At 74.8% G+C, this 23,117-nt stretch carries 16 protein-coding genes; 9 read left to right on the forward strand and 7 right to left on the reverse strand.

The features are described 5' to 3' along the window. Positions 1-28: 28 nt before the first annotated feature. Positions 29-2,416: an ATP-binding cassette domain-containing protein gene (locus MUK52_RS27895; RefSeq protein ID WP_284581070.1), complete on the reverse strand. Its 2,388-nt coding sequence runs from the start codon at positions 2,414-2,416 to the stop codon at positions 29-31. A gap of 167 nt (positions 2,417-2,583) precedes the next feature. Between MUK52_RS27895 and MUK52_RS27900 the strand changes: the two genes are divergently transcribed. The 3 genes from MUK52_RS27900 to MUK52_RS27910 all read left to right on the forward strand — a co-directional run bounded on the left by MUK52_RS27900 (position 2,584) and on the right by MUK52_RS27910 (position 7,390). Beyond that, positions 2,584-3,009 (forward strand): VOC family protein, encoded by a 426-nt coding sequence (locus tag MUK52_RS27900; protein WP_284581072.1) that lies wholly within the window; start codon positions 2,584-2,586, stop codon positions 3,007-3,009. 611 nt (positions 3,010-3,620) lie between these two features. Further along, complete coding sequence (locus MUK52_RS27905) at positions 3,621-5,765, forward strand: serine/threonine-protein kinase (protein ID WP_284581075.1); 2,145 nt, start codon at positions 3,621-3,623, stop codon at positions 5,763-5,765. Further along, positions 5,762-7,390, forward strand: coding sequence for a phytoene desaturase family protein (locus MUK52_RS27910; RefSeq protein ID WP_284581077.1), 1,629 nt, complete (start codon positions 5,762-5,764; stop codon positions 7,388-7,390). Before MUK52_RS27905 ends, MUK52_RS27910 begins: the two co-directional genes overlap by 4 nt. Positions 7,391-7,422: 32 nt before the next feature. On the opposite strand, the gene MUK52_RS27915 is transcribed toward MUK52_RS27910, so the two are convergent. Together MUK52_RS27915 and MUK52_RS27920 are read right to left on the reverse strand one after the other, a co-directional pair. Then, positions 7,423-7,893: a nitroreductase family deazaflavin-dependent oxidoreductase gene (locus MUK52_RS27915; RefSeq protein WP_114056375.1), complete on the reverse strand. Its 471-nt coding sequence runs from the start codon at positions 7,891-7,893 to the stop codon at positions 7,423-7,425. A 79-nt stretch (positions 7,894-7,972) separates the two neighbouring features. Then, positions 7,973-9,160, reverse strand: a complete 1,188-nt coding sequence (locus MUK52_RS27920) for an FAD-dependent oxidoreductase (protein WP_284581079.1) — start codon at positions 9,158-9,160, stop codon at positions 7,973-7,975. A gap of 96 nt (positions 9,161-9,256) precedes the next feature. Between MUK52_RS27920 and MUK52_RS27925 the strand changes: the two genes are divergently transcribed. Together MUK52_RS27925 and MUK52_RS27930 are read left to right on the forward strand one after the other, a co-directional pair. After that, entirely contained in the window at positions 9,257-9,883 is a 627-nt protein-coding gene (locus tag MUK52_RS27925) for a TetR/AcrR family transcriptional regulator (RefSeq protein ID WP_114056373.1), read from the forward strand. A gap of 468 nt (positions 9,884-10,351) precedes the next feature. Continuing rightward, positions 10,352-11,269, forward strand: a complete 918-nt coding sequence (locus tag MUK52_RS27930) for a nitroreductase/quinone reductase family protein (protein ID WP_114056372.1) — start codon at positions 10,352-10,354, stop codon at positions 11,267-11,269. Between the two features lie 71 nt (positions 11,270-11,340). Here the strand turns inward: MUK52_RS27930 and MUK52_RS27935 are convergent, their stop codons facing one another. Continuing rightward, the gene (locus tag MUK52_RS27935; RefSeq protein WP_284581083.1) at positions 11,341-13,221 is read right to left on the reverse strand and encodes a serine hydrolase domain-containing protein; all 1,881 of its coding nucleotides are present in this window, start codon (positions 13,219-13,221) and stop codon (positions 11,341-11,343) included. 146 nt (positions 13,222-13,367) lie between these two features. On the opposite strand from MUK52_RS27935, the gene MUK52_RS27940 reads away from it, so the two are divergent. The 4 genes from MUK52_RS27940 to MUK52_RS27955 all read left to right on the forward strand — a co-directional run bounded on the left by MUK52_RS27940 (position 13,368) and on the right by MUK52_RS27955 (position 19,048). Further along, the gene (locus MUK52_RS27940; protein ID WP_114058768.1) at positions 13,368-14,474 is read left to right on the forward strand and encodes a nitronate monooxygenase; all 1,107 of its coding nucleotides are present in this window, start codon (positions 13,368-13,370) and stop codon (positions 14,472-14,474) included. A gap of 26 nt (positions 14,475-14,500) precedes the next feature. Next, entirely contained in the window at positions 14,501-16,165 is a 1,665-nt protein-coding gene (locus MUK52_RS27945) for an acyl-CoA synthetase (RefSeq protein ID WP_174250423.1), read from the forward strand. Between the two features lie 165 nt (positions 16,166-16,330). Beyond that, entirely contained in the window at positions 16,331-17,443 is a 1,113-nt protein-coding gene (locus tag MUK52_RS27950) for a calcium:cation antiporter (protein WP_114056369.1), read from the forward strand. Positions 17,444-17,494: 51 nt separating this feature from the next. Continuing rightward, positions 17,495-19,048, forward strand: a complete 1,554-nt coding sequence (locus tag MUK52_RS27955) for a fatty acyl-CoA synthetase (RefSeq protein WP_114056368.1) — start codon at positions 17,495-17,497, stop codon at positions 19,046-19,048. Positions 19,049-19,109: 61 nt separating this feature from the next. Here MUK52_RS27955 and MUK52_RS27960 read toward each other — a convergent pair whose 3' ends face one another. The 3 genes from MUK52_RS27960 to MUK52_RS27970 all read right to left on the reverse strand — a co-directional run bounded on the left by MUK52_RS27960 (position 19,110) and on the right by MUK52_RS27970 (position 23,113). After that, a complete protein-coding gene (locus MUK52_RS27960; RefSeq protein ID WP_114058767.1) occupies positions 19,110-19,889 on the reverse strand; it encodes a YhjD/YihY/BrkB family envelope integrity protein in 780 nt (259 codons plus the stop codon). A 134-nt stretch (positions 19,890-20,023) separates the two neighbouring features. Then, a complete protein-coding gene (paaK, locus tag MUK52_RS27965; RefSeq protein ID WP_284581087.1) occupies positions 20,024-21,325 on the reverse strand; it encodes a phenylacetate--CoA ligase PaaK in 1,302 nt (433 codons plus the stop codon). A gap of 144 nt (positions 21,326-21,469) precedes the next feature. Beyond that, on the reverse strand, positions 21,470-23,113 hold the full coding sequence (locus tag MUK52_RS27970; RefSeq protein ID WP_284581089.1) for an acyl-CoA synthetase: 1,644 nt from the start codon (positions 23,111-23,113) through the stop codon (positions 21,470-21,472). Between the last annotated feature and the right edge of the window lie 4 nt (positions 23,114-23,117).

Raw genomic sequence — 23,117 nt, forward strand, 5'->3', positions numbered from 1 at the left:
CCCCCGGGGACGGGCGGCCAGGAGCGCGTCAGGCGCCCACGTACTCGGCCAGGTGCTCGCCGGTGAGGGTGGAGCGGGCGGCGACCAGGTCGGCGGGCGTGCCCTCGAAGACGATCCTGCCGCCGTCGTGGCCGGCGCCGGGGCCGAGGTCGATGAGCCAGTCGGCGTGTGCCATGACGGCCTGGTGGTGCTCGATGACGATCACCGACTTCCCGGAGTCGACGAGCCGGTCGAGGAGGCCGAGGAGCTGCTCCACGTCCGCGAGGTGCAGGCCGGTCGTCGGCTCGTCGAGGACGTACACACCGCCCTTCTCCCCCATGTGCGTGGCCAGCTTGAGGCGCTGCCGCTCGCCGCCGGACAGCGTGGTGAGCGGCTGGCCCAGGCTGACGTAGCCGAGCCCGACGTCGACGAGCCGTTCCAGGATCCTGTGCGCGGCCGGCGTGCGCGCCTCGCCGGCCCCGAAGAACTCCTCGGCCTCCGTCACCGACATCGCGAGCACCTCGCTGATGTCGCGGCCGCCGAACCGGTACTCCAGCACCGAGGCGTCGAACCGCCTGCCCTCGCAGTCCTCGCAGGTCGTGGCGACGCTCTGCATGATCGCCAGATCGGTGTAGATGACGCCGGCGCCGTTGCAGGTCGGGCAGGCGCCCTCCGAATTGGCGCTGAACAGGGCGGGCTTGACGCCGTTGGCCTTCGCGAACGCCTTCCGGATCGGGTCGAGCAGCCCCGTGTACGTCGCCGGGTTGCTGCGGCGCGAGCCGCGGATCGGGGCCTGGTCCACCGAGACGACGCCCTCCGGGGCCGGGATGGAGCCGTGGATCAGCGAGCTCTTGCCCGACCCCGCGACCCCGGTGACCACGCAGAGCACCCCGAGCGGGATGTCGACGTCCACGTCCTTCAGGTTGTTGGCGGACGCCCCGCGGATCTCCAGCGCACCGGTCGGCTTGCGCACGGTCTCCTTGAGCGCGGCCCGGTCGTCGAGGTGGCGGCCGGTGACGGTGCCGCTCCTGCGCAGGCCCTCGACGGTGCCCTCGAAGCAGACGGTGCCGCCCGCCGTGCCCGCGCCCGGCCCGAGGTCCACGACGTGGTCCGCGACGGCGATGGCCTCCGGCTTGTGCTCCACCACCAGCACCGTGTTGCCCTTGTCGCGCAGCCGCAGCAGCAGGCCGTTCATGCGCTCGATGTCGTGCGGGTGCAGGCCGGTCGTCGGCTCGTCGAAGACGTACGTGACGTCCGTGAGGGACGATCCGAGGTGCCGGATCATCTTGGTGCGCTGTGCCTCGCCGCCCGACAGGGTCCCCGCGGCCCGGTCGAGCGAGAGGTAGCCGAGGCCGATCTCCACGAACGAGTCGAGGGTGTGCAGGAGCTTGCCGAGCAGCGGGGCGACCGACGGCTCGTCCAGCCCGCGGACCCACTCGGCCAGGTCGCGGATCTCCATCGCGCAGGCGTCGGCGATGTTGACCTTCCCGATCCGCGAGGAGCGGGCCTGTTCGCTGAGCCGCGTGCCCCCGCAGTCGGGGCAGTCGGCGAAGGTGACCGCCCGGTCGACGAACGCCCGGATGTGCGGCTGCATCGACTCCCGGTCCTTCGACAGGAACGTCTTCTGCAGCTTCGGGATCAGCCCCTCGTAGGTGAGGTTGATCCCGTTGACCTTCACCTTCGTCGGCTCGCGGTACAGGAGGTCGTGCCGCTCCTTCTTCGTGTACGCGCGGATCGGCTTCTCCGGGTCGAAGAACCCCGACTCGGCGATGACCCGCACCACCCAGCCGCCGCCCGTGTAGGTGGGGATGGTGAACGGGTCCTCGGAGAGCGACTTGGAGTCGTCGTACAGCTGGGCCAGGTCGATGTCGGAGACCCGGCCGCGGCCCTCGCAGTGCGTGCACATGCCGCCCGTGCGGCTGAAGGACACCTTCTCGGTACGGGTCTTGTCGGCGCCGCGGTCGACCGTGAACCCGCCGCTCGCCGACACCGACGCCACGTTGAAGGAGTACGCGGCAGGCGGGCCGATGTGCGGCTCGCCCAGGCGGCTGAAGAGGATGCGCAGCATCGCGTTCGCGTCGGTGGCCGTGCCGACCGTGGAGCGCGGGTCGCCGCCCATCCGCTGCTGGTCCACGGAGATCGCGGTCGTCAGCCCGTCCAGGACGTCGACGTCCGGCCGGGCCAGGTTCGGCATGAAGCCCTGCAGGAACGCGCTGTACGTCTCGTTGATCAGCCGCTGCGACTCCGCGGCGATGGTGTCGAAGACCAGGGAGCTCTTGCCCGATCCCGAGACGCCGGTGAACACCGTCAGCCGGCGCTTCGGAATCTCGATGCTGACGTCCTTGAGGTTGTTCTCGCGCGCGCCGTGGACGCGGATGAGGCCGTGGCTGTCCGCGGTGTGCGGCCCAGGCGACCCTGTGTCCGACTTCCTGGCCATTCTCACTGCTCCGTCCGTGGGGCGGAGCCGCCCTTGCGGCTCCTTCGCGTGTCGCCCGGTCCGATCCAACCAGCTTCGGACGGCCCGTGCGGCGCCGCCCGCCGAAACGTTGCGCCCCGGGTGCGGCCGCCCGGCGGGCTCCGCCTCCCCGCCGTAGCGTGGGCCGCATGGACATCACCCTTTCCCAGTGCTTCATCGCCGTCGACGACCATGACAAGGCGGTCCCCTTCTACCGCGACGTCCTCGGCCTCGAGGTGCGCGGCGACGTCGGCTACGGGGACATGCGCTGGGTGACCGTCGGGTCGCCCGCGCAGCCGGACGTCGCCATCGTCCTGGAGCCGCCCCTCGCCGACCCGAACGCCTCCCCGGCCGACCGGCAGGCCGTCGCCGACCTGATGGCGAAGGGCCTCCTGCGCGGGGTCATCTTCGCGACGCAGGACTGCGACGCCGCCTTCGAGCGGATCCGCGCGGCGGGCGGCGCGGTCGTCCAGGAGCCGACGGACCAGCACTACGGCGTCCGCGACTGCGCCTTCCGCGACCCCGCCGGCAACGTCCTGCGCTTCACGCAGCCGCTCGGCACCGCGGAGGCCTGACCCCCCGCGGCGGCCCGCAACCCCCCTGCGGCCCGCGGACGCTGGCGGAGCGCGCCGCGGAGTGCTTCCATGAGAGTGCGGGAAGAGCCCATTGCGAGGATGCGGAGAAGCGGACCCCGTGCCGCGCACCGCACAATCGGGTTCCGCGAGAAGCGGGCGGGCTCTTTCCGCCCCTCGGGCCGTCCGACGCGCGGCCGGAGGGGCGCCGGATTCCGCGCCCTCCGCCTCCAGGCCCGCACCGCCGGGCCGGCGACGACTTCCTGCGCGCCCCGCCCGTTCCCCCGCTGCCGGCGCCTGGCCGAAACCTGCTGTGCCGGCCTGTCGCCGCACCGGCCTGCGGACCGCTCCCGGCGTACGCGCACCGGCTGTCCGGCGGGCCCGCGCCCGCCCCGCGCACGGTGACCGGGCGCCTGCGCCCCACCGGTACCCTGCTGCGCAGCATTCCCGCAGGTCTGCGCTGGCGGCTGCCTCCAGGTCACATCTTGAAAGCGATGCGCCGCATGGGCCCCGGGAGCCGTCCCTCGGCGTACACACTGCGTACACCAGCGTCCATACTGGACCGGCCGGGGAGGGCGCAGGACGCAGCACGACAACGGGGGCGGCTTCAAGACATGGCGGAGTCCAGACTGATCCAGGGCCGGTACCGGTCGCTCGATCTGATCGGGCGCGGCGGCATGGGCGAGGTGTGGCGGGCCCGTGACGAGTCCCTCGGCCGGCACGTCGCCGTCAAATGCCTCAAACCGCTCGGCGGGCAGCAGGACAACCACTTCACCCAGGTGCTGCGCGAGCGCTTCCGCCGCGAGGCCCGCGTCGCCGCCTCGCTCCAGCACCGCGGGGTCACCGTCGTCCACGACTTCGGCGACGACAGCGCAGCGGGCGGCCCCCTGTACCTGGTCATGGAGCTCCTCGACGGCCGCAACCTCAGCCAGCTGATGGAGGAGAACCAGCCGCGGCCGCTGCCCGTGGACGTGGTCGTGGACATCGCCGAGCAGTTGTCCGCGGCCCTCGGCTACACGCACGACCAGGGCGTCGTCCACCGGGACCTGAAACCGGCCAACATCATGCGGCTCACCGACGGGACGGTGAAGATCTGCGACTTCGGGATCGCCCGCCTCGCGCACGACATCGGCTTCACGGCGAAGCTCACCGGCGGCGGCATGGCGATGGGCACCCCGCACTACATGTCGCCGGAGCAGATCGCCGGCGGCGAGGTCGACCACCGCAGCGACCTGTACTCCCTCGGCTGCGTCCTGTACGAGATCGCCACCGGCGCCCCGCCGTTCGACCTGGGCGACTCCTGGTCGGTGCTGGTCGGGCACCGCGACAACGCGCCGGTGCCGCTGCGCGAGCACCGGCCCGAGCTGCCCGGGTACTTCGAGCGGGCGGTCCTGGACCTCCTCGCCAAGTGCCCCGACGACCGCCCCGGCGACGCCCGCGACGTGCACCGGCGGCTCGTCGAGGCCCGGCTCGGGCCCGGCCCGGCGACCGGCGGCCCGGCCCCCCTGCCCCGGTGGGCCCGCGGCATGACCGCCGGCCGCAAGGCGGGCATCGACGCCCGGCCGGCGAGCGGGGAATGGGCCGTGCTCACCGGAGCCTGGACGGCCGCGCGCCCCCTCGGCGGCGGCCTGTCCGCCGCCGTCGGGGCCGCGGCCGGCGCGGCCATCCTGCGGCCCGCCGCCTCGGAGGACCCCCGGCTGACGGCGCCGTACGGCATCCCCCGGCCCGCCGCCGCCCCGGACGGCACCTACGGCACCGGCCCGCACGGCGCGGACGGGAGCACGGCCGGGCCGCAGGGCGCCGCCGCGCTCGCCGCCGCCCACGCCCGTGCCTTCGCCCTCAGCCGTGCCGGCCGACCCGCGGAGGCCCTCGCCGCGTACGAGGCCGTCGCCCACGGGCGTACCCGCGCCCTCGGCGCCGACCACCCCGACACACTCGCCGCCCGCCAGGAGGCCGCGTACGAGCTGGGCCGGCTCGGCCGCCACCAGGAGGCGCACGACCTGTACCGGGCGGTGCTCGTCGCGCGGGAGCGCAGCGCCGGCCCGCTCCACCGCGACACGCTGCGCTGCCGACACAACCTCGCCTGCGCCCTCGGCGCGCTGGGCCGCCACGCCGAGGCGCACCGCACCGCCGCCGCGGCTGCAGCCGACCGGGCGGCCGTCCTGGGACCGGAGCATCCGGACACGCTGCTGAGCCGGTACGAGGCGGCGTACGCACTGGGCCGCCTCGACCGCTGGGAGGACGCCCTCGACGCGTTCCGGGAGGTCGCCGCGGCACGCGAGCGGGTACTGGGCCGCGACCATCCCGACACCCTCGCGGCCCGCTACGAGACCGGGATCGCCCTCGGCCGCACCGGCCGCGCCGCCCAGGCCCTGGACCTGTTCCGGGGCCTGATCCGCGACCGCACCCGCGCGTACGGGGCCGCCCACCCGGAGACGCTGCGCGCCCGGCACGTCCTCGGCGTCAACCTCGGCCGGCTCGGCCGCTGGGAGGAGGCGGTCGCCGAGGCCCGGCAGGTCGCCGCCGCGCGGGCGGACGCCCTCGGGCCCGAGCACCCCGACACCCTGGTCAGCCGCCGCGAACTGGCCGTCGGGCTCAGCCGACTGGACCGCTGGGAGGAGGCGCTGCCCCTCTACCGGGACCTCGCGGGCATCCGCGAGCGCTCCCTGGGCGACGCCCACCCCGACACCGTCGCGGCCCATGCCGACGAAGCGCACTGCCTGGAGCGGCTCGCGCAGGTGTGTTACCAAGAGCCATGACGACCTTGGGCGCGACCAACGGGCAGGGCTCCTCCCGGCAGCCATACCGGGACGTGTACGACGACGTGATCGTGGGCGGCGGGCACAACGGCCTCGTCGCCGCCGCCTATCTGGCCCGCGCGGGCCGCTCCGTGCTGCTCCTCGAACGCCTCGGAGGCACGGGCGGCGCCGCGATCTCCACCCGCCCCTTCGCGGGGGTGGACGCCCGGCTGTCCCGGTACTCCTACCTCGTCTCCCTCCTCCCCGGGAAGATCGTCCGTGATCTGGGGCTGGACTTCGCCGTCCGCAAGCGGTCCGTGTCCTCGTACACGCCGTACAGGGCCGAGGCGCGCGGCGGCCGCCCCGACGGGCTGTTCGTGGGCGGCGACACGGGCCGCACCCGGGAGTCCTTCCGGCGCCTGACCGGCTCGGACCGCGCGTATGAGGCCTGGCGGGAGTTCTACGCGACGACCGGGCGGGTCGCGGAGCGCGTCTTCCCGACGCTGACCGAGCCGCTGCCGACGCGGGCCGGGCTGAAGGAGCGCATCGGGGACGAGGCGGCCTGGCGGATGCTGTTCGAGGAGCCCCTCGGACAGGCGGTGGAGGACCGCTTCGAGGACGACCTGGTCCGGGGCGTCGTCCTCACCGACGCCCTGATCGGCACCTTCGCCGGCGCGCACGACGCCTCGCTGGCCCAGAACCGCTGCTTCCTCTACCACGTGATCGGCGGCGGCACCGGTGACTGGGACGTCCCCGTCGGCGGCATGGGCGCGCTCACCGACGCCCTGGCCGGCGCCGCGCGGGCGGCGGGCGCACAGATCGCGACGGGGCACGAGGTGCTCCGCATCGACACCGACGGCCGCGGCCCCGCCGAGGTCGTCTTCCGCACCGCGACCGGCGAAGGCCGGGTCGCCGGCCGCACCGTCCTCGTGAACGCCTCCCCGCGGGCCCTGGCCGAACTGCTCGGCGAGGAGGCCCCGGAGCCCGCCGCCGAAGGCGCCCAGCTGAAGGTCAACATGCTGCTGCGGCGGCTGCCCCGGCTGCGGGACGCCTCCGCGGACCCGAGGCAGGCGTTCGCCGGGACCTTCCACGTCGCCGAGGGGTACGCGAACCTGGAGCGGGCGCACGCCGAGGCCGCCTCCGGAGAGCTCCCCTCGGTCCCGCCGTCGGAGGTGTACTGCCACTCGCTGACCGACCCGTCGATCCTCGGCCCGGAGCTCGTCGAGCAGGGCTGCCAGACGCTCACCCTGTTCGGCCTGCACACCCCGGCGCGCCTCTTCGAGAGGGACAACCAGGGGACCCGGGAGGTGCTTCTGACCGCCACTCTCGCCCAGTTGGACGAGCACCTCGCCGAACCGGTTACCGACTGCCTCGCCTTCGACGCGGACGGCCGCCCCTGCATCGAGGCCAAGACTCCGCTCGACCTGGAGCGCGACCTGCGCCTGCCCGGCGGGCACATCTTCCACCGGGACCTGTCCTGGCCGTACCGGGAACCCGGCGGGGAGGGGGACGTCGGCGCGGCGGGCCGGTGGGGCGTGGAGACCCCGTACGCCAACGTGCTGCTGTGCGGGGCGGGTGCCGTGCGCGGCGGCGGCGTCAGCGGGGTGCCTGGCCACAACGCGGCCATGGCGGTCCTGGGCCGCTAGGGCCTGGCCGCGCGCCGGCGGCCCGCCTCCGGTCAGGCGCCGGCGGCGGGCTTCCGCCCCGCGGGTTCGATCACGACGACCGGGATCTCGCGCTCCGTCCGGGCCTGGTAGTCCTCGTACGCCGGCCAGTGCCCGACCATGACGGGCCAGTACGCGGCCCGCTCCTCGGATGTCGCCGTGCGGGCGGTCCCCTGCATCACCTCCGGCCCGACCTGGATGCGGACCTCCGGGTGGGCCGTCAGGTTCCGGTACCACAGGGGGTGTTCGGCGGATCCGCCGCGGGAGGCGACGACGAGGTAGCTGCCATCGGCCTCGCCGTAGATGAGCGGGGTCCGCACCGCGCTGCCCGAGATCCGGCCGACCGTGGTCAGCAGCAGCGTCTGCGTCCCCCGCCAGTGGTGCCCCTCGGTGCCGCCCGACTCGACGTACTGCCGGACGTGGTCGAGCTGCCAGCCGGGGCGCGGGTCCTTCGGGTGGTCCCAGTCGATGCCGGTGGTCGTCATGTCGCTGCCTGCCTTCGCGGTCGGTTCCTCGCTGCCGGGCGGTGGCTGCCCGGGGGTGTCAACGGCGGGGGCCTTCCGGTTATGCCTCGGCGGGGACCGGGCGGGGGCGGGGCGGCAGCACGAACCCGCCGAGCAGGCCGTCCATCGCCCGCAGCGCCGGTCCGGCCGGGGCGGCCCGTACGGCGAGGTCGCGGACTGCCGCGGCCAGCGGGTTCCGGAGGGCGGCCATGCGGCCCGCCCGGCGGGCGCGCACCCGGATGGCGTCCGTGCGGGCGCACCGGGCGGTGCTGTAGGCGGCCAGCGCGGCGGACACGTCCGCCGGGGTGCGGGCGCCGTCCAGCAGGTGCGCGACGACCACGGCGTCCTCGACGGCCTGGCAGCCGCCCTGCCCGAGGTTGGGCGTCATGGCGTGGGCGGCGTCGCCGAGCCAGGCCAGGCGGCCGCGGTGGTGGCGGGGCAGGGGGGCGGCCAGGTCGTACAGGTCGTGCCGGAGCACGGCCGCGGGGTCGATCCGCTCCAGGAGGGCCGGTATCGGGTCGTGCCAGGTGCCGTAGCGGCGCGGCAGCTCGGCGCGGACGTCGGCCGGACGGTACCCCTCCGGGACGACGGCGGTGGCGTAGGCGTAGACGCGGCCGTCGGCGAGCGGGACGATGCCGAAGCGCTCGCCGCGGCCCCAGGTCTCGGCAGCCTCCGGCAGGTCCGCGCCGGAGGCGGGGAGCACGGTGCGCCAGGCGGTCTCCCCGCTGTACCGCAGGCCGGGGTGGTCGGGGAAGAAGCGGCGGCGGGTGGGGCTGTGGATGCCGTCGGCGGCGAGGACGACGTCGGCGGAGAGCTCGCCCTCGGAGGTGTGGACGACGGGCGAGCCGTCCGGGTCCTCGACGGAGTCGACGGCTGCCCCGTGGCGGACGGTGCCCGCGGGGAGGGCGGCGGTCAGGCCGGCGGCCAGGGACGGGCGGAAGACGGCGAGCGGCGGGAACCCGTAGCGGGCCGCGATGGCGGCGGTGCCGGCGCGGCTGAGCCAGCGGCCGTCGCGGCGGCGCAGCCCCAGCGCGGCCGGTACCGCGCGTCCCGCGGCGGTGCGGGCGTCGAAGCCGATCGCCTCGAAGGCGTGCAGGGCGTTCGGCGCGAGGACGATCCCGGCGCCGGCCGCCTGGGGCTCCGGGGCCCGCTCGCAGACGGTGACCCGCCAGCCGCGGCGGTGCAGGGCCACGGCTGCCGTGAGGCCGCCGATGCCCGCACCCACCACGACCGCATGACGCTGGGACATGGCGTCCCTCCCGATTCCTCGACGGTGCGATCCACTGGGCATGCCCTCTACATCCGTAGAGGCACAGTCTTCACTCTACAGCTGTAGAGTGGCGGCATGTCCAGCCCCGCAGACCGCAGCACCGCCCGGCCCGACCGCCGCACCCTCATCGCGGACACCGCGATCGGCCTCGTCGCCGCAGCCGGCCTGCGCGGACTGACCCACCGTGCCGTCGACGCCGCCGCAGGCCTCCCCGCGGGCAGCACCTCGTACTACCTCCGCACCCGGACCGCCCTGATCGGCGCCTGCTACCAGCGCCTCGCCGAACTCGACGTCGAGGACATCGACCGGACCTCCCTGACCGCAGGCGGGGCGGACGGCCGCGGCGGGGTCCCTGACCGGGAGGCGGTCGCCGCAGCCATGGCCGCCGCCCTCCACCGATGGCTGACCGAGGGGCGCGCGCGGCAGCTCGCCCGCTTCGAACTGAGCCTGGAGGCGGCCCGCAACCCCGAGCTGGAGACCGACTTCCACCGCGCCGGCGAGGTGCCGCGCGCGAAGGCCGCAGAGGTCCTCGCGGCGCTCGGCGCGCCCCGGCCCCGGGAGGCCGCGGAACTCCTGGTCGCCTGGATGGACGGACTCCTCTACGACCGGCTCGCGGGCGCCCTCGCCCGCTCCCGGCCGGAGCCCGACCCGGCCGAACTGGCCGACGCGTCGCGCCGGATGCTCGACGCGGCGCTGGCCTGAGGCCCTGCTCCCGCGGGCGCTCCCGGCGGCTCCGGACGTTGACAACCCGGGCGGATGATCGTTCTAATGTCGTCCGTGGCGCGTGGCGCCGGCCATAGAGCAGTGGGCCGGCCGGCGATCGGGCGACCACCCGTTTCCCCAGGACACCGCATGAGTCCTCCCACCGCAGGCCGCCCGTACCGGCCCCGCCGCGCCGTGCACACGGCAGGCACCCCGGCGCGCGACCGTACCCCCGCGCCCTCCGCGGCGCCGGCAGCCGGCCTCTGAGCACCCGGCGCCCGCATCCCGCGCCCGGCCGCCCGGCCCGGCACCCTGCCCGCGCCCCCGCCATCCCCGCCCCGTCCGCCCCCGCACACCCGCCTTCCGGTGTGCGGGGGCCGACGGGCCGCGGCCGGGCCCTGCGAGGGGTCCCGCCGCCTCCGTACCGCGCCCCCGCGCGCGCCCACGATCCAGGAGAACCGACTCCCCATGTCCGCAACCGACTTCAACCAGTGGGTCATCGAAGAGTTCCGGGCCAACGGCGGAAAGGTCGGCGGCCCCTTCGAGGGCAGCGACCTGCTGCTGCTCACCACGACCGGCGCCAGGACCGGCAGGCAGCACACCACCCCGCTGGGCCGCATCCCGCACGAGGAGGGCCTGCTCGTCGTCGGCTCCCACCTCGGCAGTGACCGCCACCCCGCCTGGTACCACAACCTGCTCGCCCACCCCCTCGTCCGCGTGGAGACCGCCACCGAGGAGTACGAGGCCGTCGCCGTCCCCGCCGAAGGCGCACACCGCGACCGGCTGTTCGCGTACGCCGCGGCCGCCGAGCCCGGCTACGCCGACTACCAGGACCGCACCTCGCGCACCCTGCCGGTCGTGGTGCTCCAGCGCTCCGATCCGGCACCGGGGGAGGGGCCGGCGGAGGTCCGCACCCTCGCCGACAAGCTCCTGGAGGTGCACGTGTGGCTGCGGGGACAGCTGCGGCACGTCCGCGCCGAGACGGAGGCGCTCTTCGCCGCCCGCGCGCAGGCCGCCCGCGAAGCCGCGGCACCGCCTGCCGCGCCCGGCCTGGGCCTGCAGATCCGCCAGCACTGCCTGGCCTTCTGCCAGGCCCTCGAATTCCACCACCAGGGCGAGGACGCGCACGTCTTCCCCGCGCTCGCCGCCGCCCACCCCCACCTGGAGGACGCCTTCGCACGGCTCGCCGCCGAACACCGCACCGTCGCCCGGATCCAGCAGGAGCTCGGCCTGCTGCTCGCGGACGCCGCGACGGCCGACCCCGACCGCTTCCGTACCGAACTGGCGCGGCTGAGCCGGGAGCTGACGGCCCACCTCGACTACGAGGAGGAGCAGGTCCTCCCGCTCCTCGCCGACATCCCGTTCCCGCCGGGCCCGCCCGCCTGACGGCCCGCCCGCCTGACGGGCCGCCCGCCTGAGGGCCCGGCCGGCGGGCGGGCGGCGGCGGGCGGGCCGGGTCAGTCGGCGGAGCGGCTCCAGCCGGCTGCCTCGATGCCGGCCGCGTCGGCCGGGCGGTCCTCCGCGAACAGCAGCCGGGCCGGCTCCGACACCCGTACGACGTCCACGTACACCCCGCGGCCGACGTAGCGGCCGGTCGCCTCGTGGCGGAAGCGGAGCCGGACCGGCCGCCCCGCCCACGCGGCGCCGAGCGGGGCCTCGAGGCGGTGCCAGATGCGGCCCGACCAGCCGTCGACGCGGCCCTGCGGCCACTCCTCGGCGGTCCCGCCCGTCGCGCGGACCGTGCTGAACGGCAGCGGCTCCCACGCCCGGCCGTCCGCGGACGCCTCCACGTGCAGGAAGCCCTCCCCCGGCACGGTGTCCCACCACACGGCGCAGCGCAGCCGAGCCGAGCCCGTCGCCGGCGTCAGCGGGGGCAGGGCCAGCGTGCCGGAGGCGCCGGGTTCCATCCCCGAGTACCAGGCGGGGCCGCCGTGCCGGGTGCGGACGGGGACGGCGCGGGCGAAGCGGTTGCCGACCGCGACGCGCGGTGCGCTGCCCGCCCGCCACGTCCGGACCGGGTGCACCGAATTGCCGAGCAGGACCAGGAACGAGTCCGTGGACGGGTCCAGGACCAGGGAGGTGCCGGTGAAACCGGTGTGCCCGGCGGAGTGCGGCGTGGCCATCGCACCCATGTACCAGTGCTGGTACAGCTCGAAGCCGAGGCCGTGGTCGTCGCCCGGGAAGGCGGTGTTGAAGTCGGTGAAGAGCAGTTCGACGGAGGCCGGGCGCAGGATGCGCCGGCCGGCGTACGCACCGCCGTCCAGGAGGGTGCGGGCGAGGACGGCCAGGTCCCAGGCGGTGCCGAAGACTCCGGCGTGGCCGGCGGTGCCGCCGAGGGCGTGGGCGTTCTCGTCGTGCACCTCGCCCCAGACCAGGCCGCGGTCCAGGCCGGACCACGGGGGCCGCTGCACCTCGGTCGCGGCCGTGGAGCGGCGCCAGGAGCGCGGCGGGTTGAAGCGGGTGCGGTGCATGCCGAGCGGGCCGGTGATCTCCTCGTGGAGGAGGACGTCGAGGGGGCGGCCGGTGACCCGCTCGATGAGCAGCTGGAGGGTGAGGAGGTTCAGGTCGGAGTAGCGGTACACGCTGCCCGGCGGCTCCTGCGGACGAACGGACCACAGCAGCCTCAACTGCCCCTCCCGGGTGGGCTCCTGGTAGAGCGGCGCCCAGGAGCGCAGCCCCGAGGTGTGCGTGAGCAGCTGCCGGACGGTGATCAGCTCCTTGCCGCCGCCGGTGAACTCGGGCAGGTAGCGGTGGACGGGCGCCTCCAGCTCCAGCCGGCCGCGCTCCATCTGCTGCGCGGCGAGCAGCGAGGTGAACAGCTTGGTGAGGGAGGCCAGGTCGAAGACGGTGTCCTCCGCCATCGGGATCCGCTCCTGCGGCGGCAGCTCGCGGGCGGTGTCGGTCCGGCCGTCGTAGTCGGCGTACCGGACGGCGTGGCCCATCGCCCGGTGCAGGGCGACGGTCCGGCCCCGGCCCGCGAGGACGACGGCGCCGGCGTAGTACGGGTGCTCGGGGGAGGGGCCGAGGAACCGAGCCGCCTCCTGCGCCGCGTCTTCCAGGTGCCGCTCGACGAGGCCGGCCCGGCGGGCCGGGCCGTAGCGCAGCCGCAGCCCCTGGAGGGCGCGCCGCTCCGCCGGGCTGCCCGCGGCCCCCGCGGCCCCGGGCAGCGCGCCGTGCAGGAGCAGGACGCCGCCGAGGGCGAGCAGCCGGCCGCCGAGCCGCCGCCGGCTCAGGGCGGGCCCGCCCCCGGCGCCCGGTCCCGGCGGCGCTGTGCCCCCGCGCTCCCCTCCCGAGCCGTGCGGTGCCGTGCCGCTCCCGGCCCCCGTGTGTGCCTCCATCGCCTGGCCTCCCGTCCGGCCCCTCGGCCTCTCGAAGTATCTGCCCGCACGGGGCGCGGGGGCCGCACGCGCACCCCCGCAAAGAATCTGACGCAGCATCAGAAAATGTCTTCCGCAGGCCGCCGCGCTGCGGCATGCTGCCGACCATGCAGACGGAGCTGAGCAAACAGCTGGGAGTCTCGTACGCCCTCTTCGGCTTCACGCCCTTCCCCGCCGTCGCGGCGGCCCTCACCCGCGCCGGCGGATTCGGCGTGCTCGGCGCGGTGCGCTACACCTCCCCCGACGACCTGCGGCGCGACCTCGACTGGCTGGACGCCCACACGGGCGGCCGGCCCTACGGCCTCGACGTCGTCATGCCCGCCGCCAAGGCCGTCGACGGCATCGGCGAGGCCGAGATCGAGGCGATGATCCCGGCCCGGCACCGCGCCTTCGTCCGCGACACCCTCGCCAGGCACCACGTCCCCGAACTGCCCGAGGGCGAGGCCTCCGGCTGGCGGATCACCGGCTGGATGGAGCAGGTCGCCCGCAGCCAGCTCGACGTCGCCTTCGACTACCCCGTCAAACTCCTGGCGAACGCCCTCGGTTCCCCGCCGGCCGACGTCATCGCCCGCGCCCGCGCCCGCGGCGTCCTCACCGCAGCGCTCGCCGGCAGCGCCAAGCACGCCCGCCGGCATGCCGACGCCGGCATCGACATCGTCGTCGCCCAGGGGTACGAGGCCGGCGGCCACACCGGCGAGATCGCCACCATGGTCCTCGTCCCCGAGATCGCCGAAGCCGTGGCCCCGCTGCCCGTCCTCGCCGCCGGCGGCATCGGCAGCGGCGAGCAGATCGCCGCCGGCCTCGCCCTCGGCGCCCAGGGCGTCTGGCTCGGCTCCCTCTGGCTGACCACCACCGAAGCCGACCTGCACTCCCGCGCCCTCACCCGCAGGCTCCTCGCCGCCGGCTCCGGCGACACCGTCCGCTCCCGCGCCCTCACCGGCAAGCCGGCCCGCCAGCTGCGCACCGCCTGGACCGACGCCTGGGACGACCCGGACGGTCCCGGCGCCCTGCCCATGCCCCTGCAGGGCCTGCTCGTCGCCGAGGCCCTCTCCCGCATCCAGAAGTACGAGGTCCAGCCGCTGCTCGGCACCCCCGTCGGGCAGATCGTCGGCCGGATGACCAGCGAGCGCAGCGTCCAGGCCGTCGTCGACGACCTCACCCGCGGCTTCGAGAAGGCCGTCGACCGCATCAACCGGATCGCCGGCCGAGCCTGACAACCGTCGAAAGAGGTGTGTGCAGCGTGAGCAGCCCGAGCGACACCGGCGGCGAGCGGCCGCGGACCCGGCCCCGGTCCGGGCCCCGGCCCCGACTCCAGCCCCAGCCCCAGGCCCAGTCCCAGGCCCAGCCCGAGGCCCGGCCCCCGCTCCCGAACGGCTTCTGGGCGCAGGCCGCGGCCGACCCCGCGCGGACCGTCCTGGTCGCCCCCGGCGGCGAGGAGTGGACCGCCGGCCGGCTCCACGCGGACGCCAACCGGCTCGTCCACGGCCTGCGCGCCGCCGGCCTCGCCCGCGGCGACGCCTTCGCCGCCGTCCTGCCGAACGGCCCCGAGTTCCTCACCGCCTACCTCGCCGCCTCCCAGGCCGGCTTCTACCTCGTCCCCGTCAACCACCACCTCGTCGGGCCCGAGATCGCCTGGATCACCGCCGACTCCGGCGCCAAGGTCCTCCTCGCCCACGAGCGCTTCGCGGCCGCCGCCGCGGCCGCCGCCGACGAGGCCGGCCTCCCCGCGAGCCACCGCTACGCCGTCGGGGCGGTGCCCGGCTTCCGCCCGTACGCCGAACTCCTCGACGGCCACCCCTCGGCACCCCCCGCCGACCGCACCCTCGGCTGGGTCATGAACTACACCTCCGGCACCACCGGCCGCCCCCGCGGCATCCGCCGCCCCCTGCCCGGCCGGGCCCCGGAGGAGACGTACCTCGGAGGCTTCCTCGGCATCTTCGGGATCCGCCCCTTCGACGGCAACGTCCACCTCGTCTGCTCGCCGCTCTACCACACGGCCGTCCTCCAGTTCGCCGGCGCCTCCCTGCACCTCGGGCACCCGCTGGTGCTGATGGACAAGTGGACGCCGCAGGAGATGCTCCGCCTGATCCAGGCCCGCCGCTGCACCCACACCCACATGGTCCCCACCCAGTTCCACCGCCTCCTCGCCCTTCCGGAGGAGGTCCGCTCGGCGTACGACGTGAGCTCCATGCGGCATGCCGTCCACGGCGCCGCGCCCTGCCCCGACCACGTCAAACGGGCCATGATCGACTGGTGGGGCCCCTGCGTGGAGGAGTACTACGCGGCCAGCGAGGGCGGCGGCGCGTTCGCCACGGCCGAGGACTGGCTGAAGAAGCCGGGCACGGTCGGCAGGGCCTGGCCCATCAGCGAGCTCGCCGTCTTCGACGACGACGGCAACCGGCTGCCGCCGGGGCGGGTCGGCACCGTCTACATGAAGATGAGCACCGGCGGGTTCAGCTACCACGGGGACGAGGCGAAGACCCGGGGGAGCCGCATCGGCGACTTCTTCACCGTCGGGGACCTCGGCGTCCTCGACGAGGACGGCTTCCTGTTCCTCCGCGACCGCAAGATCGACATGATCATCTCGGGCGGGGTCAACATCTACCCCGCGGAGATCGAGTCCGTCCTGCTGTCCCACCCGGCCGTCGCCGACGCCGCCGCCTTCGGCATCCCGCACGCCGACTGGGGCGAAGAGGTCAAGGCGGTCGTCGAGCCCGCCGACGGACACGAGCCGGGGGAGGCGCTCGCCGCCGACATCCTCGCCCACTGCGCCGGCCGGCTGGCGGCCTTCAAACGCCCCAGGACCGTCGACTTCACCGCGGAGATGCCCCGCGACCCCAACGGCAAACTGTACAAACGCCGCCTCCGCGCCCCGTACTGGCAGGACCGCGACCGCCCGCTGTGACCAGCCCGCCGAACGCCGGGAGGGCGCACGCCTCGGCGTGTGCGGTCCGACCGAGGCGGGCGCTCGCAGGCCGCGCCTCGCGGTCCCGGGAATCAGGATGTTTCCCTTCCTTCGACATGTTCGCGCCTTTCGTTGCAGGACATCCGGACATGGCAGTTTTGTGGCATGAGTTCGGCAGCCCGCAAGTTTCCCGTCCTCGACTGGACCGTTCTGGTGCCCGTCGCCGCGATCATCGCCCTGGCGTTCAGCTGGGGGCGGGACCTGCCCGGCGTCGCGGTCGTCCTCGTCGCGCTGTGCCTGGCGGGGGCGGTGCTCGCGGCCGTGCACCACGCGGAGGTCGTCGCCCACCGGGTGGGCGAACCGTTCGGGTCCCTCGTCCTCGCCGTCGCCGTCACGGTCATCGAAGTGGCCCTCGTCGTCACCCTGATGGCCGACGGCGGCGAGAAGTCCGCCTCCCTCGCCCGGGACACCGTCTTCGCAGCCGTCATGATCACCTGCAACGGCATCGTCGGCCTGTCCCTGCTCGTCGGCGCGCTCCGCAACCGCGTCGCCGTCTTCAACGCGGAGGGATCGGGCGCCGCCCTCGCCACGGTCGCGACCCTCGCCACCCTCAGCCTCGTCCTGCCCACCTTCACCACCAGCAAGCCCGGCCCGGAGTTCTCGGCCGCGCAGCTCACCTTCGCCGCCGTCGCCTCCCTCGCCCTGTACGGGCTGTTCATCGCCGTCCAGACCGTCCGCCACCGCGACTACTTCCTCCCCGTCACCGCCGAGCACGACGGCGGCGGCACCGGGGGCGACGGGGGCCATGCCGCACCGCCCACCGCACCCGCCGCCCTGTTCAGCCTCGCCCTGCTCGTCGTCGCGCTGGTGGCGGTCGTCGGCGACGCCAAGGCCGTCTCGCCCGCCATCGAGGCCGGCGTCGCCAAGGCCGGGATGCCGCAGGCCGTCGTCGGCGTCGTCATCGCCCTGCTGGTCCTGCTTCCCGAGACGCTCGCCGCCGTGCGGGCGGCCCGCCGCGACCGCGTCCAGACCAGCCTCAACCTCGCGTACGGTTCCGCCCTCGCCAGCATCGGCCTGACCATCCCGGCGATCGCGCTGGCCTCGCTGTGGCTGTCGGGGCCGCTGCTCCTTGGCCTCGGCGCGGTCCACATGGTCCTGCTCGCCCTGACGGTCGTCGTCGGCGCCCTCACCATCGTGCCCGGCCGGGCGACACTCCTCCAGGGCGGCGTCCACCTGGTCCTCCTCGCCGCCTACCTCTTCCTCGCCGTCAGCCCCTGACCGCGCACCGCACCCGTGCACGACCGCTGACGATGTGTCACGATCGCTGCCATGACCGCTGCACAGGAGGAACACGGCGCGGACCCGCACAGCGCGACGCCGCCGGTGCGCGACCACACGGTCGACGGGCTGGTACGCGCTGCCGCCCGCCGATTCCCCGACCGCGAGGCGGTCCGCTACCGCGACCGGACCTGGACCTACGCCGGGCTCGACGCGGCCGCCACCACCGGCGCCGCCGTCCTGCGCGGCCACTACGGGCTCGCGCCCGGCGACCGGGTCGCGGCCTTCGCCCACAACTGCGACGCCTACCTGATCGCCTTCCTCTCCTGCGCCCGGGCCGGCCTCGTGCACGTCCCGGTCAACCACAACCTCACCGGCGCGGACCTGGCGCACATCCTCGACAACTGCACCGCCTCCCTCGTCATCGCCGACCCGGACCTGGCCGGCCGGATCCCCGGCGGATGCGCCGTACGACCGCTGAGGGACGCCCCCGGCTCCTTCCTCGACGCGCTGTCCCACCCGCAGCCCTTCGAGGCGGCAGCCGCCCCGGACGCCGTCGTGCAACTGCTGTACACCTCCGGCACCACCGCCCTGCCCAAGGGCGCGGTGATGACGCACCGGGCGCTCGCCCACGCGTACGAGAGCGCGATCGAGGCGCTGGACCTGGACCCGGCGGACCTGCCGGTGCACTCGCTGCCGCTGTACCACTCGGCGCAGATGCACGTCTTCCTGCTGCCCTCCCTGGCGGTGGGCGCCCGCAACACGATCCTGGACGCCCCCGAGCCCGAGGAGGTCTTCGCACTGGTCGAGGCCGGGCGCGCGGACAGTTTCTTCGCGCCGCCGACGGTGTGGATCGGCTTCGCGAACCACCCGGAGTTCGAGCGGCGCGACCTGAGCGCCCTGCGCAAGGCCTATTACGGCGCCTCGATCATGCCGGTGCCCGTCCTGGAGCGGCTGCGGGCCCGCCTGCCCGGCCTCGGCTTCTACAACTGCTTCGGGCAGAGCGAGATCGGGCCGCTGGCCACGGTCCTCGCACCGGACGAGCACGACGGGCGCATGGCATCCTGCGGCAGGCCGGTCAAGCACGTCCGGGCCAAGGTCGTCGACGAGCACGGCGCCGACGTCCCCGACGGCACGGCCGGCGAGGTCGTCTACCGCTCCCCGCAGCTCTGCCGGGGGTACTGGAACGACCCCGAGGCCACCCGGCAGGCCTTCCGGGACGGCTGGTTCCGCTCCGGTGACCTGGCCGTCCGTGACGCGGAGGGGTACTTCACCGTCGTCGACCGGGTCAAGGACGTCATCAACTCGGGAGGTGTGCTCGTCGCCTCCCGGCAGGTCGAGGACGTCCTCTACGCCCACCCCGCTGTGGCGGAGGCGGCGGTCGTGGGGCTGCCGGACCCGCGGTGGATCGAGGCGGTCACCGCCGTCGTCGTGCCGCGCGGAGACGTGACGGAGGCGGAGCTGCTGGCGTGGGCGCGCGAGCGGCTGGCCCACTTCAAGGCGCCCCGGCGGATCCTGTTCGCGCAGGCCCTGCCCCGCAACGCCGGCGGCAAGGTCCTCAAGCGCGAACTCCGCGACCGGTACGCGCCCTCCGGCAACCGCTGACCTCCTCCCGCGCCCGCCTCCGCCGGGGGCGCGGCCGCGGCGAGGGGCGTGCGGTCGGCGGTCAGTCGATCGGCCAGTCCGTGTGGCCGAGGCGGCGGCGGGTCAGGTGCTCGTGGGCCAGCCGGCCCACCAGGCCGCCCCCGAAGACGACGAACCCGACGCCGACGAGCCATGACTGGACGACCAGCAGAGTGCCGAACGGCCCGTAGGTGACGGCGTTGGAGGCGATCAGCGGGGAGAACACCAGCTGGGAGAAGATCCGCAGCCCGAGCAGCCCGAGGCTGGTTGCCACCGCTCCGGGCAGCAGGGCCCGCCAGCGGACCCGACCGCCCAGCAGCAGCCGCTGGGAACCCCAGAAGAACAGGCAGGTTCCGGCCAGGTCACCCGCCGCGGTGAGGGCGGCGGCGGCGCCCTGTGCGGTGGGCATTCCGACGAGCAGGGCGAGGTAGCAGACCAGCAGGGCCAGCCACACGACGTGCCGCCACATGGTGTGCCAGCGGGCCGTCGGCAGGTCCCACACCTTCTCGTAGCCCCGCTGCACGGCCCAGCCGAAGGTGAGCCCGAACACCGCGAGGGCCGCGAGACCGAACGCGGTCGTCCGCTCCAGCGCCAGGTCGGCCGCACCGAACAGCATCTCCACACGGGTCCGCGAGGACACGCTCACCCCGAGGGCCTGCCCGAGCCAGCGCCCGAATCCGGAGCCGGAGCCCGGGGCTGCCGCCGCCACGACGACCAGCAGCGGCACCAGGGTCAGGAACCCCAGGGCGGCGAAGCCCATGGCCCGGTGCATCAGCTCCATCTCCCGGCCCCGGCTCCAGGCCAGCCCGACGTGGGAGGCCATGAGCCGGTCGTGGAGCCGTCGGAGCGCGTGGGTCACGCCTCATGGACTACCCGGACGGGCCCGGGGGCTCCCGGACGCCCGGCCGAAGTAGGGCCGAACGGGTGCTCCTGCCCGGGCCCCGCCGGACCGGGCCGTCACCGGTCGCCGCGCAGGTCCGACACCCGTCTGATCTTCCCCACCGACCGCTCCAGCGTCTCCGGGTCGACGACCTCCACCTCCACTGTCACCCCGATGCCCTCCTTGACCGCCCGGACGACGGCGGCCGCCGATTCCTCCCGGAGGCGGGCATCCGCCTCCCGCCGCGCCTCCACCCGCACCGTCAGGACGTCCAGCCGGCCTTCCCGCGTCAGCCGCAGCTGGAAGTGCGGGGCCAGGCCCGGTATCCGCAGCAGGATCTCCTCGATCTGTGTCGGGTACAGGTTCACCCCGCGCAGGATGAGCATGTCGTCGCTGCGGCCGGTCACCCGTTCCATACGCCGGAAGGCAGGCCGTGCCGTGCCCGGCAGCAGCCGGGTCAGGTCGCGCGTGCGGTAGCGGATGACCGGCATGGCCTCCTTCGTCAGCGACGTGAACACCAGCTCGCCCGGCTCCCCCTCCGGCAGCGGCTCACCCGTCAGCGGGTCCACCACCTCCGGGTAGAAGTGGTCCTCCCACACGTGCAGGCCGTCCTTGGATTCCGCGAACTCCTGCGCCACGCCCGGGCCGATCACCTCGGACAGGCCGTAGATGTCCACGGCATCGATGCCCAGCCGGTCCTCGATCTCCCGCCGCATCGCCTCCGTCCACGGCTCCGCCCCGAAGATGCCCGTCCGCAGCGAAGTCGACCGCGGGTCGATGCCCTGCCGCTCCATCTCGTCGAGCAGCGTCAGCATGTAGGAGGGGGTCACCATGATGACCTCCGGCCGGAAGTCCTGGATCAGGCGCACCTGGCGGTCCGTCATCCCGCCGGACGCCGGCACGACGGTGCAGCCCAGCCGCTCCGCGCCGTAGTGCGCACCGAGCCCGCCGGTGAACAGGCCGTACCCGTACGCCACGTGCACGACCTGTCCCGGGCGGCCGCCGGCCGCGCGTATCGAACGGGCCACGACATCCGCCCAGGTGGAGAGGTCACGCTCGGTGTACCCGACCACCGTCGGGCGGCCCGTCGTGCCGCTGGAGGCGTGGATGCGGCGCACCTCGGTGCGCGGCACCGCGAACATCCCGAACGGGTACTGGTCGCGCAGGTCCGCCTTGGCCGTGAACGGAAAGCGCGCCAGGTCCGCCAGGGAGCGGCAGTCATCCGGGTGCACGCCCGCCTTGTCGAAGGCCTGCCGGTAGAACGGCACCCGCTCGTACGCCCGGCGCAGCGTGGCGCGCAGCCGGTCCAGCTGGAGCGCGGCCAGCTCCGCCGCGCCGAGCCGCTCGCCCGCGTCCCGCAGGTCCTCGTGCATCGTCATCTGCCCTCACCCCGTCGTGAGCCGTGGAACCGACCGATCATTCGGTAGATTGCCCGACTCCGGCGGTCGAAGGCAATGACTCGAACGAGTGATCGCACCCCACGGGCGGGCCTCAGCCCCCTGCGGCGGCGCAGCGGAAGGCCGTCACCCCCCGCCCTCGCCCCCGCCCTCCGCCCCGGCCGCCACGGCCTTCGCCCACCGGTAGTCCGCCTTGCCGCTCGGCGACCGCTGCACCTGCGGCGCGACGACCAGCCGCCGCGGGATCTTGTACCCCGCCAGCCTGGTCCGGCAGTGCGCCTGGATCTCCTCCAGCGTCGGCTCCGGCGCGCCCTCGCGCAGCTGCACCACCGCTGCGACCCGGCTGCCCCACCGGGGGTCGGGCACCCCGGCGACCAGTGCGTCGTACACCGCCGGGTGGGCCTTCAGCGCCTGCTCGACCTCCTCCGGATACACCTTCTCGCCGCCGGTGTTGATGCACTGCGAGCCCCGCCCGAGCACCGTCACCACGCCGTCCGCTTCCACCGTCGCCACGTCGCCGAGCAGCACCCACCGCTCGCCGTCCTTCAGGAAGAACGTCTCTGCCGTCTTCGCCGGGTCGTTGTAGTAGCCGAGCGGGACGTGCCCGCGCTGCGCGAGCCGTCCCGGCACCCCGGCCGGCACCGGCTCGCGGGTCACCGGGTCCACCACCTGCGTGCGCGCGTTGACCACCAGCCGGAAGCCGCGTCCGGGCCCGGCGTCGTCCGCCGCACGCCCGTTGGAACCGGACTCGGACGATCCGAAGTTGTTCAGCAGCAGTACGTGCGGGGCGAGCCTCCGGAAGGCCGCGGCCACCGAGTCCGACATGACCGCCCCGGACGAGGAGACGCTGAACAGGCCGGACAGGTCCGTCCCCCGCAGCGGCCCCTCCAGTGCGTCCACGAGCGGCCGCAGCATCGCGTCGCCGACCAGCGACACGCTCGACACCCGCTCCTTCGCGATCGTCCGCAGCACCTCCTCGGGCATGTACTTGCGGTGCAGGACCACCCGCTGCCCGTAGTTGAACGCGATGAACGAGGTCAGCGTGGACGTGCCGTGCATCAGCGGCGGCGCCGGGAAGAAGGTGAGCCCGGCGCCGCGCGCCGCCGCCCGCTCGGCCAGCTCCTCGGGCCGCTTCACCGGCTCGCCCGACGGCTCGCCGCCGAACAGCCCCGCGAAGAACAGGTCCTCCGCCCGCCACATCACGCCCTTGGGCAGCCCCGTCGTGCCGCCCGTGTAGATGATGAACAGGTCGTCGGGGGAGCGCGGCGCGAACCCGCGCGCCGGCGACCCCGCCGCCTCGGCGTCCCCGTACGCCACCGGCGCGAGCGCCGGCTCGGGCGCCCCCTCGGGGGCGGCGCCGACGCGCAGCAGGTGCCGGAGCCGGGGCGTGTGCGGCAGCGCCGCCGCGACCCGCCCGGTGAACTCGCCGTCGAAGACGAGCGCGGCCAGGTCGGCATCGCCGTAGAGGTGGACCAGCTCCTCCTCGACGTACCGGTAGTTGACGTTCACCGGCACCAGGCGCGCCTTGAGGCAGGCCAGCACGGTCTGGAGGTACTCGACCCCGTTGTACAGGTGCAGGCCGACGTGCTCGCCGGGCCTCAGGCCGCTGTCCAGCAGGTGGTGGGCGACGCGGTTCGCCGCCGCGTCCAGCTCCGCGTACGTCAGGCGGCGTTCGGCGCCGGTCCCCGGGTGGTCCACGTACAGCAGGGCCTCGCGGTCCGGAACCGCGTCGACAACCGATTCGAACAGGTCGGCAAGGTTGTACTCCACCGTT

Origin of the sequence: Streptomyces sp. 2P-4, from assembly GCF_030167965.1 — a bacterium.
In the GTDB taxonomy this organism is placed as follows: Bacteria; Actinomycetota; Actinomycetes; order Streptomycetales; family Streptomycetaceae; genus Streptomyces; species Streptomyces globosus_A.

What these genes read in the sequence shown, in the direction of transcription:
- MUK52_RS27895 (WP_284581070.1), bottom strand. Translation starts at nt 2,416, where the DNA reads ATGGCCAGGAAGTCGGACACAGGGTCGCCTGGGCCGCACACCGCGGAC.
- MUK52_RS27900 (WP_284581072.1), top strand. Translation starts at nt 2,584, where the DNA reads ATGGACATCACCCTTTCCCAGTGCTTCATCGCCGTCGACGACCATGAC.
- MUK52_RS27905 (WP_284581075.1), top strand. Translation starts at nt 3,621, where the DNA reads ATGGCGGAGTCCAGACTGATCCAGGGCCGGTACCGGTCGCTCGATCTG.
- MUK52_RS27910 (WP_284581077.1), top strand. Translation starts at nt 5,762, where the DNA reads ATGACGACCTTGGGCGCGACCAACGGGCAGGGCTCCTCCCGGCAGCCA.
- MUK52_RS27915 (WP_114056375.1), bottom strand. Translation starts at nt 7,893, where the DNA reads ATGACGACCACCGGCATCGACTGGGACCACCCGAAGGACCCGCGCCCC.
- MUK52_RS27920 (WP_284581079.1), bottom strand. Translation starts at nt 9,160, where the DNA reads ATGTCCCAGCGTCATGCGGTCGTGGTGGGTGCGGGCATCGGCGGCCTC.
- MUK52_RS27925 (WP_114056373.1), top strand. Translation starts at nt 9,257, where the DNA reads ATGTCCAGCCCCGCAGACCGCAGCACCGCCCGGCCCGACCGCCGCACC.
- MUK52_RS27930 (WP_114056372.1), top strand. Translation starts at nt 10,352, where the DNA reads ATGTCCGCAACCGACTTCAACCAGTGGGTCATCGAAGAGTTCCGGGCC.
- MUK52_RS27935 (WP_284581083.1), bottom strand. Translation starts at nt 13,221, where the DNA reads ATGGAGGCACACACGGGGGCCGGGAGCGGCACGGCACCGCACGGCTCG.
- MUK52_RS27940 (WP_114058768.1), top strand. Translation starts at nt 13,368, where the DNA reads ATGCAGACGGAGCTGAGCAAACAGCTGGGAGTCTCGTACGCCCTCTTC.
- MUK52_RS27950 (WP_114056369.1), top strand. Translation starts at nt 16,331, where the DNA reads ATGAGTTCGGCAGCCCGCAAGTTTCCCGTCCTCGACTGGACCGTTCTG.
- MUK52_RS27955 (WP_114056368.1), top strand. Translation starts at nt 17,495, where the DNA reads ATGACCGCTGCACAGGAGGAACACGGCGCGGACCCGCACAGCGCGACG.
- MUK52_RS27960 (WP_114058767.1), bottom strand. Translation starts at nt 19,889, where the DNA reads ATGGCCTCCCACGTCGGGCTGGCCTGGAGCCGGGGCCGGGAGATGGAG.
- paaK (WP_284581087.1), bottom strand. Translation starts at nt 21,325, where the DNA reads ATGACGATGCACGAGGACCTGCGGGACGCGGGCGAGCGGCTCGGCGCG.